At 30.4% G+C, this 14441-nt stretch carries 8 protein-coding genes; 7 read left to right on the forward strand and 1 reads right to left on the reverse strand.

Going from position 1 to position 14441, the window contains the following annotated elements; translation table 11 throughout:
- Positions 1 to 54: 54 nt before the first annotated feature.
- Genes pxpB through accC form a run of 4 tightly spaced genes read left to right on the forward strand, consistent with a single transcriptional unit; the run spans position 55 to position 3608 of the window.
- Positions 55 to 765, forward strand: a complete 711-nt coding sequence (gene pxpB / locus L1S46_RS01975; protein ID WP_238899021.1) for a 5-oxoprolinase subunit PxpB — start codon at positions 55 to 57, stop codon at positions 763 to 765.
- Complete coding sequence (locus L1S46_RS01980; RefSeq protein ID WP_238899022.1) at positions 765 to 1766, forward strand: biotin-dependent carboxyltransferase family protein; 1002 nt, start codon at positions 765 to 767, stop codon at positions 1764 to 1766. The genes pxpB and L1S46_RS01980 overlap by 1 nt, the downstream gene beginning before the upstream one ends.
- Before the next feature lie 14 nt (positions 1767 to 1780).
- Positions 1781 to 2242 carry a biotin/lipoyl-containing protein gene (locus tag L1S46_RS01985; RefSeq protein WP_238899023.1) on the forward strand — a complete coding sequence of 154 codons (462 nt, stop codon included), beginning with the start codon at positions 1781 to 1783 and terminating at the stop codon, positions 2240 to 2242.
- A gap of 22 nt (positions 2243 to 2264) precedes the next feature.
- The gene (accC, locus tag L1S46_RS01990; protein WP_238899025.1) at positions 2265 to 3608 is read left to right on the forward strand and encodes an acetyl-CoA carboxylase biotin carboxylase subunit; all 1344 of its coding nucleotides are present in this window, start codon (positions 2265 to 2267) and stop codon (positions 3606 to 3608) included.
- Positions 3609 to 4011: 403 nt separating this feature from the next.
- Here accC and L1S46_RS01995 read toward each other — a convergent pair whose 3' ends face one another.
- A complete protein-coding gene (locus L1S46_RS01995) occupies positions 4012 to 5103 on the reverse strand; it encodes a glycerol dehydrogenase (RefSeq protein WP_238899027.1) in 1092 nt (363 codons plus the stop codon).
- Positions 5104 to 5559: 456 nt separating this feature from the next.
- On the opposite strand from L1S46_RS01995, the gene L1S46_RS02000 reads away from it, so the two are divergent.
- From L1S46_RS02000 to L1S46_RS02010, 3 genes are read left to right on the forward strand one after another with little or no spacing between them, the layout of a single operon-like run.
- Positions 5560 to 8955, forward strand: coding sequence for a DUF4132 domain-containing protein (locus tag L1S46_RS02000; protein WP_238899029.1), 3396 nt, complete (start codon positions 5560 to 5562; stop codon positions 8953 to 8955).
- A gap of 5 nt (positions 8956 to 8960) precedes the next feature.
- The gene (locus tag L1S46_RS02005; RefSeq protein ID WP_077853936.1) at positions 8961 to 9380 is read left to right on the forward strand and encodes a hypothetical protein; all 420 of its coding nucleotides are present in this window, start codon (positions 8961 to 8963) and stop codon (positions 9378 to 9380) included.
- An 18-nt stretch (positions 9381 to 9398) separates the two neighbouring features.
- Positions 9399 to 14303, forward strand: coding sequence for a DUF4132 domain-containing protein (locus tag L1S46_RS02010; protein ID WP_238899030.1), 4905 nt, complete (start codon positions 9399 to 9401; stop codon positions 14301 to 14303).
- Positions 14304 to 14441 lie beyond the last annotated feature (138 nt).

Genomic DNA, 14441 nt, shown 5'->3' on the forward strand with positions numbered 1-14441 from the left:
ATAATGAAAAATAAATAAAATTAGGAAAAAGGTCTAAAGGGGTGAAACAATGATATGGAAAAAAGCAAGTTTAAAGCTAAAATTTCTCAAATAAGTGAAACAGCAGCTTTGGTTGAGTTTGGAAGAAAAATTAGTGAGGATATAAATAAAAAAGTAAGAACATTTTGCACTTATCTTGACGAGAAACCTTTTTATGGAATGGTAGAGTATGTACCCGCTTTTACAAGTGTTTCTGTTATTTATAATCCATTGGATATGGACAGTGAAGCCCCTTATGAAGTGGTAAAAGCTATTTTAGATAATATAATATCTAAACTTGATTTTTCTTTAGGAGATGAAGAACATATAGTTGAAATTCCAGTATGCTATGGCGGTGAATTTGGACAAGATATTGAGCAAGTTGCAAAAATAAATAATATTACTGTAGATGAGGTTATAAAAATTCATTCTGAAGGAAAATATCTAGTTTATATGATTGGTTTTGCTCCAGGATTTCCATACTTAGGTGGAATGTCTGAAAAAATTGCGGCTCCAAGGCGTGAATCTCCAAGAATAGCAATACCAGCAGGTTCAGTTGGTATTGCTGGAATGCAGACAGGGGTATATCCTATAGAAACTCCTGGGGGCTGGCAGCTTATAGGAAAGACACCATTAAAATTATTTGATTTAAAGAGAAATTCTAAAAGCCTTTTAAAGGCAGGAGATATAGTTAAGTTTTATCCTATTTCTTATGAAGAATATGTACAGTTAAAGGAGGAAGAATAGTGAGTATATCTGTTTTAAATCCAGGACTGCAGTCAACTATTCAAGATTTGGGAAGACATGGATATCAAAAATATGGGGTTATAGTTAGCGGTGCTATGGATGTTTATGCTATGAGAATTTCAAACATTGCAGTTGGAAATGATGAAAATGAAGGTGTTTTGGAAATTACAATGATTGGTCCCTCATTAGAGTTAGAAAAGGGAGCCTTAATTTCTATAACAGGTGGAAATATTTCACCTACTATTAATGGAAAGAAAATTCCAATGGGAAGACCAGTTTATTTAAAGGAAGACTGTGTATTAAATTTTGGAGCGTGTATAGCTGGATGTCGTTCTTATTTAGCTATAGCAGGCGGCTTTGCCGTTCCAGAAGTTATGGAAAGTAAAAGTACATATTTAAGAGCACAATTTGGAGGCTTTAATGGAAGAACTTTGAAAAAGGGAGATATATTAAATATTGGTACTAAAAGTGTAGCAGCTATTAAAATAATAGAAAAGCTGCAAGAGATAACTCAAAAAGGTGAGTTTGTAGCTCCCAGTTGGTATATTGGGGATTCAACAGTAGAAAATATCAATAGCACAATTATTAGAGTTTTTAAAGACAGGCAATTTGATAATATTTCTGATGAAAGTATAAATAAACTTTTTAATTCAGAGTTTAATGTAGACAATAAATCAGATAGAATGGGATATCGTTTATGTGGAGAAAAAATAGAACTTAAAGAAAGATTGGAAATGATATCTGAAGAAGTTTCTGTTGGGACTATTCAAATTCCACCTGACGGTAACCCTATTATTTTATTAGCAGATAGGCAAACTACAGGAGGATATCCTAAAATAGCTCACGTAGTTTCTGTAGATATTCAAAAAATAGTTCAACTAAAACCTAATAGTAAAATTAAATTTAAACAGATTACATTAAAGGAAGCTGAAAGGCTGTACTTTGAAAGAGAAAAATATATTGATGAACTAAAAAAAGCAATAAGACTTACAATATTATAATAGGAAGTGAAATTATGATTAATATAGAGGATATAGAAAAAATCATGCAAGTTGTTGATAAATTCGAGGTTTCTCACTTTGAATTTCAACATGAAGATAGCAAGATAATAATAGATAAGAATAAGATATGTGAAGGTTTAGCTGGTACTAATACGTTTACTAAAGGCGAAATTAAAGCTACTCAGTCTAAAATTGAGAAAAGTATCAATGAGGACGTTGAGCCAGAAATTACAGAGAAGGAATATATTAAAGCCGCTTTTGCAGGGAGTTTCTATTCTTCCAAAGAAAAAAATGAACAAGCCTTCGTTAAAGTTAATGATGAGGTAGAATGTGATACTGTTGTTGGGTTGATTGAAGTAATGAAATTATTTAATGAAGTTGAAGCGGGCGTTCAAGGAACTATAGTTGATATATTAGTTAAGGATGGAGAGTTTGTAGAATACGGCCAACCACTATTTGAGATAAAAAGTAAGTAAGTGATTTGAAAAGGAGAAAGATATGTTTAAGAAAATTCTCATAGCTAATAGAGGAGAAATTGCTGTTAGAATTATACGTGCTTGCAGAGAGCTTGGAATTTCAACAGTTGCTATTTATTCAGAAACTGATAAAGATGCATTGCATGTAAAAATTTCTGATGAAGCTTATTGTATTGGTAAAACATTTGTAAAGGATAGTTATCTTAATGTGCAAAATATATTGAGTGTCGCTATACATGCTAAAGTAGATGCTATTCATCCAGGTTATGGTTTCCTTTCAGAAAATACAAATTTTGCTCAAATGTGTGAGGAATTTGGAATTAAATTTATAGGTCCATGTCCTGGAATTATAAGTTTAATGGGTGATAAATCTAATGCAAGAGATACAATGAAGCGAGCCGGAGTGCCTACTGTTCCTGGGACAGATGGAGAAATACAAAATATTAATGAAGCAATAGCAATTGCAAAAGAAATAGGATATCCAGTTATAGTTAAAGCATCGGCAGGAGGCGGAGGTAAAGGAATGAGAGTGGTTAATTCTGAAGATGAATTAATAAGCTCCATTGAAACTGCCCAAAAGGAAGCACAAAACTATTTCGGAAATCCTATGGTTTATTTGGAGAAATATTTAGAGTATACTAGACATGTAGAAATTCAAATAATTGGAGATAATTATGGAAATGTAGTTCATTTAGGTGAAAGAGATTGTTCAATACAAAGGCGTCATCAAAAGCTTGTAGAAGAATCACCATCACCAGCATTAAATGAAGATTTAAGAAATGCTATGGGTGAAGCGGGTGTAAAAGTAGCTAAAGCTGTAAAGTATAATAGTGTAGGAACTGTTGAATTTCTTTTAAATGAGGATAATAATTTTTATTTTATGGAAATGAATACAAGAATACAAGTTGAGCATGGTGTCACTGAAATGATAACTGGCATTGATCTTATGAAAGAACAAATATTAGTAGCAAGTGGTGAAAAATTATCTTTTACTCAAGAAGATGTTAAGATAAATGGATGCGCTTTAGAATGTAGAATAAATGCGGAAGATCCATCTAGAAACTTTATTCCTTGTCCAGGAAAGGTTGAAAATTATTTATCACCTGGGGGAATTGGTTTAAGAATAGATAGTGCAGTTTATCCAGGATACGTTATTTCACTATTCTACGATTCAATGGTATCAAAAGTGATTGCTTGGGGAAGAGATAGAGATGAAGCAATTCTAAGAATGAAAAGAGCATTAAATGAATTTGTTATTGAAGGAGTTAAAACAACAATTCCTTTTCACAAAAAATTAATGGATAATGAAACTTTTAGAAAAGGAAACTTTAATACAAAATTTTTGGAAATACATAAAATCTGTTAATAGATTCTTATAATTTAATTAGACTGCATATTGGGCATGGATGTTTTAGATACCCTTGGTGAAGATATTAATATTAAAGATTACACATTAATATTTTCAATATAGAGGGTTACAGAACTAAAAAAATTCATCTTTACTATAAATCCATATGAAATTAAGACTTTTAGAATAATTTAATATATAGTTATCATTAAATATATAAAATTTCTGGAGAATGTGTTTATGCTAATATAAAGAAGACTTAAAGTGAGCAAATATTTACTTACTTTAAGCCTTTTTTAGTCTTTAGGAACTTTTATTCCAGTAAACTCTGCAGACAACTTTAAAAAATAATTGAATAGTTTTTATATTCTAAAAAGAACAAAAAAAGAAATATTATCCATCTGCGATTCTTTTTTATTTGTTACATATATTCTTGTCCTAATCTGTTAGCTGTTAAAATAGCAGCGTAGACATCTTCAGGGGTAACTTCAAATGGCATATTATGTGCAGTATCTTCTTTTGAAGTAGCAGCCTTTGCAACTTCCATAATTTCTTCTGGCTTTATTTCATTGATACCTAATTGTTTTAAAGTAACAGGAAGACCGACTCTAGTACAGAAATCTAATACTTCTTCAATTTCATCCATTGGAGCATTTTCAAGTACTAATTGAGCTAATGTACCAAATGCAACTTTTTCACCGTGGTACATATGATGGCAAGCTGGCAATACAGTTAAACCATTATGGATAGCATGAGCAGCTGCAATACCACCGCTTTCAAATCCAAGACCACTAAGAAGAGTATTAGCTTCAACTATTTTTTCTACTGATTTTGTACAAACTCCTTCTTCTACAGCAAGTTTTGCCTTATATCCTTCAGTAATTAATGTATCATAGCATAGTCTAGCTAATGCTTGAGCTGTAATAGTAGTAGTACCAAAAGCACATGTTCCAGCATTGGATTTTTCACAAGCTCTTGCTTCAAAATATGTCGCTAAGGCATCACCCATACCAGATACTAAAAGACGAACTGGAGCTTTTGCAATAATACCAGTATCAACCAAAACTATATTAGGATTTTGCTTTAAGAATAAGTATTTATCAAAGACGCCATCATCAGTGTATAAAACTGACAAAGCACTGCATGGAGCATCTGTAGCAGCTATGGTAGGTACAATCACAACAGGAAGATTTGCATAGTATCCAACAGCCTTAATAGTATCAATAATTTTTCCACCGCCAATACCAATGAGAACAGTTAATTGATTTTCATCACAAATTTTGATAATACGATTTACTTCAGTTATAGAGCATTCTCCGTTAAATAAATCATATTTTACACCTATATTTTTAGCCTCAAAACTTTTATCTATAGTATCTTTTACCCTTTTTAAGCCACTTTCACTAATCAAGCATAATGCTTTTTCACCAAGTACAGATACGTATTCTGCAATATTTTTCAATTCTCCATTACCTTGAATGTATTTACTTGGTGCAATCATAATTTTTGCCATAAAAAACTCCCCCTTAACTCTTTAACAATGTATATTAATTATTATGTCTTAAATTATACCATTTTTATCAGTTATGGTAAAGTTTACATGCATCAAAAGGAAGTAATTAAAGTAATGTTACATAATACAACCATTGATGATCAAATATTTGGTGATGATGAAGCTTTGAGTGAGTAACACAATGCACATTTATATTATAAAATTTACGGAACACACTTTAGATATATAATTTTTCAACAAGACAAACTATATAGGAATTTATAGAAAAACCATTGAGAATTTAAGAAAGAACAATTTAACATATTTTAGTTTAAACTACAATTATTATGATAAATAGAAAGGTATGGTATAATTTTATTCATATAAATATCTCAGATTAAACTTGAACTTGTGAATATAGCTCGCTGAAATAAGATTTATTTTAAATTTTAGAATATATAAATGGGGGAAAAATAAATGGATGAATTATTAAATTTACTAAAGGTTAAACTTTGTAACTGTACTATAAAAGATGAAGAAATTATAAAGATTAAAGTTTATATTGAAAGTGGAGAAAATTCTTTAAATTTAGAAGAATTTCATAAATATAATATGGAAAAGGCTCTTAGAAGTCACTATAACATAAGAGCAGATTTTTGGAAGCTAATGGACGGTTTTATAGAGAAAGAAGAAATTTTTAAAAGAATAATAAATGTATTCTTTGCTATAGGAGGAGAGAGCTTCTTTCAAATAATAAATGGAAGATTTTATTCTGTATCTAAAACTGTAAATTATTTAAAACCTATGGAACATAAAGAAAAGCTTCTATTATGGCTTATAAAAAATTGTCTTTATCGCAGAAATGTAATAGAAGTAATTACAATCGTTGAAGAAATGGTATCAGAAGACAAGGAAATATTATCAAAAACTTTTTTAGAAGCAGAAGACGAGTTTACTAAATTGTCATTAGCAGCCTTAGCAATTAAAAATGGCTGTAGTTTACCAGAGAATGAAGAAGAATTTATAAAACATAATTTTGAAGATGCAGATAATATAAATAAATATTTAAAGGATAAGCAAACAGCTTTAGTTGATTTTTTCTCTTATGCTTGCGATAAAAGTGATGAGTTAAAGGAAGTTGTCAGCAATATCATTAGTAAAAGCACTAATAGAAAAATGTTATTTTACGAATTAGTAGAATTTATTTGTTTTTATGATAAAACAGCACAAAGTTATGATATTGCAAATAGATTTAATATTGATAAAAAGCTATATGTACATAGATTAATAAGTATATATGTTAGAGAAGAAAATAAGAAGATACGTGAAGAGATAGAAGAAAGGATAAAAGAAATACCTTTAGTTTTTAGAGAAACTTTTGAAGCTCTAAAGAAAAAGAAGCTTGGTCAAGATAATTTTCATGATTTAGAAGTATTCTTACTTGCTTATTTTATTTATAGCTACTCTAAGGAAGAAGTAGATCTTGAAAACTTAAAAAATGCTATAGGAATAATTTTGAATCTTTTCATATGTTCTGATAGAACATTAGAAGTTTTAGAGAGAAAAGAAAAAGCTAAAATACTAGAGTATGTATTAGAAGGCAAAAATGAAGATTTATTAGAGGACTTTTTTCATAGGACTGAGAAATTTGATGGACATAGTGGTTATATATGGCGATATCATGGTCTTTGTTTTCAATTAATGTATTCTATAGAGGAAATTAGAGATATTATACATAGATTTATATATATATCAGTTAATATTGGAGAATATGCCTTAGTAGCTTCAGTTATATCATATGTGACTGGATATAATGATATAAGTTACATAAGTTTTGCAAAAAAACTTTTAAGTGAAGGTATAAATGAAAAGCACTTGATTCTAGTTGCTGATGCAGTTTTAAATCCAAAAGCCAAGGAATATTTAAAAATGTTATGTAATGAAGAAAATACTGAGATTATAAATATTGCAGAGAATTTAAAAGGTGAGTCAAAAGAAGTTGTACTTGAGGCTTTATTTAAAGCTGATAAGGAAAAATATTCTGAGATTTTAGTTAGAAGTTTATCAGATAATTCAAAGTTTATTAGAGATAAAATTGCAGGACTTCTAAGTTCTTATGAAGGATGCAAAAAGCAAGTTTTAGGGATATTAGCAAGCAAAAAGACAGCCACTAGAGAAATTGCTGCTAAAATCTTAATGAATTTTGATATGAGAGAATTTAAAGCAGAAATCGAAAAATTTGCGGAGAAAGAAAAAAATGAAAAAGTTAAGATTTTACTTTTAAACATTGTAAATGCAGATTATTTAGACACCGAAATACTTGAAAGTGCTAATAGTATAAGTAGTTACTGCAGTGAGAGGCTCAAGAAAACTTCGTATACCGCACCAGAATGGATGGTTGTAGAAGGATTCACAGACGTAAAGTATGAAGATGGAAATGTTTTATCAAAGGATGTAATAACTTATATTATAAGTAAATACTCTCTTGAAAATATGGTAGAACGAAATTTTACAGCAGAAAAGGTAATAGAAAGGTGCAATAAGGCTGATTTAGACGCCCTTGGAAGTGAAATTCTAAATCTTTGGATTAATAATGGTGCAGATACAAAACAAAAATGGGTACTAGCTCTAGTTTCAGCAATTGGAGGCTTCAATGTAGTAAATACATTAAAAACTCAAATAGATGTTTGGTCAAAAACTTCAAGAGGAGCTATCGCTTGTGAGGCGGTAAAAGCTTTAGCTTTAAATGGCAGTGATGATGCCTTGATAATAATAGATAGTATAGCTAGAAAATTTAAGCATAAACAGATTAAAAAAGCGGCAGGAGAAGCTTTTGTGTCAGCAGCAAAGATGTTTAATTTAACTGAAGATGATTTAGCCGATAAAATAATACCAGATTTAGGTTTTAACAAAAGAGGAGAAAGAGTATTTGATTTTGGAAGCAGAAGTTTTACTGTAAGTTTCGGATTAGATTTCTCTTTAAAGATTACTGATAATACTGGAAAAGTAATTAAGACTATGCCAAAACCAAATAAATCTGATGATGAGCTAAAAGCTAAAGAGGCAGCAAATGAATTCAAAGCTTTAAAGAAACAGATGAAAACTATTGTTTCGGCCCAAAGCTTAAGACTAGAAATGGCTCTTGCAGTAAACAGACTATGGAAGAAAAAAGATTGGGAAAAACTTTTTGTAGAAAATCCCATTATGCATAATTTTTCTCTTGGCTTGGTATGGGGTATTTATGAAGATGGAGAACTAAAAGATACCTTTAGATATATGGAAGATGGTAGTTTTAATACAGTTGATGAGGAAGAATATAATCTTATAGACAATTCTTTTATAGGACTTGTACACCCTTTAGAACTGGAAACAGAAACTTTAGAAGGTTGGAAGCAGCAATTTGAAGATTATGAAATAGTACAGCCTTTCCCGCAACTACAAAGGAAGGTTTATACTGTGACTGAAGAAGAGAAAGAAATGAAGAATATAGAACGTTTTGCCGGAACTAAGATTAATGGGCTTTCACTTGTAGGTAAGCTTACTAAAATGGGATGGTATAGAGGTTCAATACAAGATGCAGGATGCTATTATCAGTTTTATAAGGAAGATGAAAAAATAGGAATAGGTGCAGAGCTTCAATTTGAGTATCTTGGAGTTGGTTATGAAGATGAAGAAACTACTATTTATGAACTTGTTTTCTACAAAGCAAGTACGGTCGAAAGAGGAAGCTATGTTTATGATGAAGTAACTGATGAGAATACAATTGCACCAATGAAGGTTCCCAAAAGATTCTTTAGCGAGATACTTTATGATGTGGACAGAACGTTAGAAGCTAAGACTGGTTTTACAGCTAATTGGAAAATGGATAGGTAAAAATCATGAGATTATATTTTAATATAAAGCAGGCAGGTTCACGTAAAAATTTTATAACAAAAGAGGAAGTGGTGTTGGAGTGCGTACCTTCAACTTTAAGGGAATTAATTAAATATACAGTTACGAGTAATGTTAGAGAGTTTAATGAAAATATAAAAAAGGAAAGACTTGTAGATTATCTTACAAATAGAGAGATTGAAGATAAAGCTGAAATTGGCAAAGTTTCCTTTGGAAGTATGTATAATGACTCCAAGCAGGATCTAGGCAAAGCACTGGAGTCTGCATACTTAGCATATGAAGACGGAATTTATAAGGTCTTTGTTGGTGATAAGGAGGCAGGAAAGTTAGATGAAGAGATAGAGTTAAAGGGTGATGATACATTAACCTTTATAAGATTCACTATGCTTTCTGGTAGACTATGGTAGTAAAATGGAGGAAGTTGAATGTATTTTGATAACGAAAAGGAAGAAATTGTTTTTAGATATTTAAAAACAATTATAGAAAAAAACTCTTCAGATAAGAATATAGCTTTAGCTAAAGAAATTACAGAAAATATTAATCCACCATATAGAGAACTTGAAAAAAAAGCTGATAGATTAAAAGTGCTTTTATGGGATAAAAGTATAAAGGCGATTGAAGAGGTATTTAAGGGAGAAAATTACAAAAAATTAGAATTATTGCTTCAGGAAGATTATGCAGAGCTTGGTAAAATAATTTGGGATAATGCAAGTAAATATCCTTATTCTATTGGTTATTATAGAAGATCCTACAGAACTAAAAAATCTTCACATCTATATTTAAACAAAAACATTGAAAAGCTAAAGGAGCTTATATATTTAAAGGCTTCAGACTTTTCTTTAGTAAAATATTTTGAAAATAATAAGGAAAAGTATAATGGTATAGGTGTTATTTCAGATATTATAGCTGTTGAGCTTGACAGGAATGATAATGAGGTTTTAGAAAAAATAAAAGAAGTAATTTATAGTGATAATAATACTTCAATAGTGACTAGGGAAATCATAAGAGGATTGTTAATGAGTGAAAATGAAGAAGCTCATAGAATCCTTGGAGACCTTTTACTTGCAGCAAAACTTCAAGAGGGTTTAAGGCAGGTTATAGTCGAAAACTTAGATGAAGGTTCTAAAAAAGCCTTTATATATATGTTAAAACTTATAATAGATAATAATTTAATTAGATTTTCTTCTGTAGTAAGAGGTTTTAGTGTATGGACAGGATTATATTTAGAAGCTGAAAAACCAAAGCTCATATTAAAATGCTTTGAGGCTGTATATAGGGTGTTAAAGGATAAAGAATATCAAGAGGAGTGCTTAGCTTCAGATGATAATATACTTTTATATACAGGTATTTGGTCTGTTGCCTTTAATGAACTTGAAGATGCAAAAGAGGTATTAAATGAGCTATTACATGGAAAGGTAAAATATAAGAAATTAGCAGCACTGCAGTTTTTAAGTCAAATTCAATTTGAAACCTATAAGCATAAAATTGCTTGTGAAATGTTAGAGGATGAAGATTTAGAAGTTGTAGGTTCCGCTTTGAAAAATATATTTACAGGTATAAATGCTTATAGCTTGATTTATAATAAAAATTTAATTAAACCTTATGTTGAACTAGGAGAAGCTTATTATGGAGTAGGACTTTTTAATAAATTGAAAAGAGTACTTGATAATATGCCTAAAAAGGAAATAACCTTTAAGGAATCCTTATTTCCATGGATAAGCTTTGAACTTACAAAAACAGAGCTAATGGATAATATGCTTTTAGCTGTAGGTATGAGCTATAATGATGAAATACTTGATATATTGATTGATTATAAGGATAAGATGAGTGTTCAGGCTAGAGAAGTTTTAGTGAAAAAATTTTTAAAGGAGCCTGAAAATCTTAAGCAAAGGAATGCTCTAATAGAAGCTTGTGGAGATAGGGGGCAATCTGTTAGAGAAGCAGCTTTTAAGACTATTAATGCTCTAGAATTGAACAGGGAAGATTATGTATATATAGAGGATTTACTTAAATATAAATCTGGAGATTTGAGAAAAAATGCAATAAAGCTGCTATTAAAACAATCTAATGAGGAATTAATGAAAAGTATTAACAATCTCATAAATAGCAAAGATGAAAATAAAAAGCTGGCTGCCATAGATATTGTAAATGCTATTGAAGGTGATACAAACCATAAACCTATCTTTGAGGAGAGCTTAAAAGCCGTAGCTGCTATGGAAGATGTATTGCAGAAAGGTAAACTGCTTACGGAAAACATAGGTAATGATCAAAAAGAAGGGAAAAATTTAAATAACGGCTTTGGATTATATGATCCATCAAAAGATTATGAACCTATAGAAATTAAAAATAATAATTTTGATATTCAAAGCAAGTTCTGTTCTACAGAGGAGGAAATTATTAAGATAGTTAATACTTTCAGCGAGCTAATAGATAAAAACAGAGACTTAGAATATGAGACAACACGCTGGGATGGAAATAAAGAGATGATTATCTTAGGCGGCTCTTATTATCTTCAGCCTTTTAGCACAGAAAGTAGGAAATTAAATAATTACCCATTAGCAGAAGAAATTAGGACAGCAGCAAGGAATATTGGTTTAGATGCTTGGAAGCTTTTAGAGTTAAATTTTTATATGAAAGCTGTTCATTTTAGAAGGTATTCTGCTAATAGCAAATGGTATGATGAGTTTTTAGAAATGAATTTTAATTATGGAACAGTTAAAAAGCTTAGTAAAAGTCTAGAGAAAATAAAATATTATCAGTTGATAAAAGATTACTTTATTTTGTTAGCAGATGAAATAGAAAAAGATGAGATCTTTAATATAAGCAAAACAATAACAGAATATATATATACAGTGATTCCAAAAGATAGACATACTAAAAAATATTCAGAAGGAAGCTACTATAATAGTGGTACTAGAATAAAAGCGTATTTTTCAGCAGCAAGTGAAATTAATGATTGGCTTTACCTTCTAAAAAATAACTCAGAAACTGATGATAAGTTTAAGGAGTATTTTAATATAGCCTATAATTATTATAAAGCTAGTGAGTATAACGTTAACGGAAGCTTAGAAATATATGATTTTGGAAAGGCTTTAGACCTTGATATTATAGATGAAAATGAAGCTTTAAAAGAAATTATGGGAAGACCTAATAGTAGTCAAAATATTGAATTATTAACTAGTGTACACAAATATCATAGAGAAAGAGTTATAAAATATGAAAAGTTATTAGAACTTGCAAGTAAGGCTGTAGAAGTTATAGGTGAAATAGAAGTAAATAGGGGAGAATTAGATACAGAAGTAACCCTATTAGCTTCGAAAGTAAAAAAATGCTATGGAGTAAACATTTTTGCTTCAATAATATTAGCATCAGAGAAAGATACTTATATTAGAGGCTATAATTTTGTGAGTGGAGATTGTACTAAGAAACAAATCTTAAGTCATTTATTAAAATGTTGTTATCCAAAAGCAGGTGAAACAGCTGAAAATTTAAAGAAGTTCTTAAAGGGTAAAAAAGTAACCAGTAAACAGCTGATTGAAGCAGCTATGTATTCACCTGGATGGTTAGATATAGTAGCTGAATATTTGGGCTATGAAGGACTAAAATCTGCCTGTTGGTACTTCCACGCTCACGTTAATGATTATTTTTCAGATGAAAAAACTGCTATTGTAGCAAGGTATACACCTATAACAGTTGAAGATTTAAAGGATGGAGCCTTTGATCAGGAATGGTTTAAAGAAGCATATGAAACTCTTGGAGAAAAGAACTTTAAGGTGGTTTACGATAGTGCAAAATATATTGCAGGCGGTGCTCTACATAAGAGATCTCAGCTTTTTGCAGATGCAACACTCGGAAAACTTGATTTAGAAGAAGTTAAAAATAGAGTTAAGGATAAGAGAAATAAGGATTATTTGCTTACTTATGGATTAATTCCAGTTAAGAATAAAGAAGATGTACTAGATAGATATGAATATATTCAAGAATTTATTAAGGAAAGTAAGAAGTTTGGAGCACAAAGACAATCAAGTGAAAGAAGAAGTGGAAGTATAGCATTGCTTAACCTGGCTAGAAATGCTGGCTTTTCGGATATAAATAGATTGATTTGGAATATGGAAACTTTAAAAATTCAAAGTGTACTAGCTTATTTGGAGCCTAAAGCAATTGAGGAAGTTGAAGTTCAGCTTGTAATTGACGAATTTGGACAAGCGGATGTGGTTTGTATTAAGGCAGGAAAAGCATTAAAGAGTATACCAGCAAAGCTTAAGAAAAATGAGTATATATTGGAAATAAATCAATTAAAGAAGGATCTAAAGGATCAATATGCAAGAGCAAGAAAAAGCTTTGAAGATGCCATGGAAAATGGGGAGATATTTAAAGGTGTAGAACTTATTGAGTTATGTAAAAATCCAGTATTAGCACCAATAATAAAAAGTCTTGTTTTTAAAACTAATGCTTTTATAGGATATTTACAAGAAAATAGTTTGATAAATTATAAAAATGAGGTATTTAAGTTAAAAGAAGATGATGATATTATAATTGCTCATCCACTTCATTTATATGAAGCTAAAGTTTGGAGAGATTATCAAAAGGATATATTTGAAAAGAAAATTGTGCAGCCTTTTAAACAAGTATTTAGAGAACTTTACCTGCCAAATAAAGATGAGCTAAAGGAACAGACTTTATCGAGAAGATATGCAGGCCATCAAGTACAGCCTAAAAAGACTTTGGCACTTTTAAAGACTAGGGGCTGGATGGCAAGCGATGAAGAAGGCTTACAAAAGGTATATTACAAGGAAAATATAATAGCAACTATATATGCCTTAGCAGATTGGTTCTCACCAGCAGATATAGAGTCGCCTACAATTGAATTTGTAAGATTTGAAGATAGAAAAACCTACAAGCTTTTAAATTTAGAAGAAGTATCAAAATTGATTTTTTCAGAGGTAATGAGGGATTTAGATTTAGTTGTAAGTGTAGCTCATGTTGGAGGAGTAGATCCGGAAGCAAGCATGTCAACTATTGAAGTAAGAACAGCAATTGTTGAGGAAATTTTAAAGCTTATGAAGTTAAGCAATGTTAAGTTAAAAGGAACTCATGCTCATATTTCAGGAGTCTATGGTGAATATACTGTTCACTTAGGAAGCGGTATAGTTCATAAGATGGGAAGTGGTGCTATTAATATAATTCCTATACATTCTGGACAAAGAGGAAAATTATTCTTACCATTTATAGACAGTGATCCAAAGAGTGCGGAAATAATATCTAAAATTGCTATTTTAGCAGAAGATAGTAAAATAAAAGATCCAAGCATACTGGAGCAAGTTGTATAACTTTCAAAATTTTAACTTGCGGAGTGGTGCTGAAAATCAGTAACACTCCGCAGAATAATTGATATTGCAATAATTAATAGAGAATAATACAACATTCCCAATATATATAAAGAATTTTTATTAGAAATCAATGGAGCA

This window comes from Clostridium sp. YIM B02500 (assembly GCF_022324665.1).
GTDB lineage: Bacteria > Bacillota > Clostridia > Clostridiales > Clostridiaceae > Clostridium > Clostridium beijerinckii.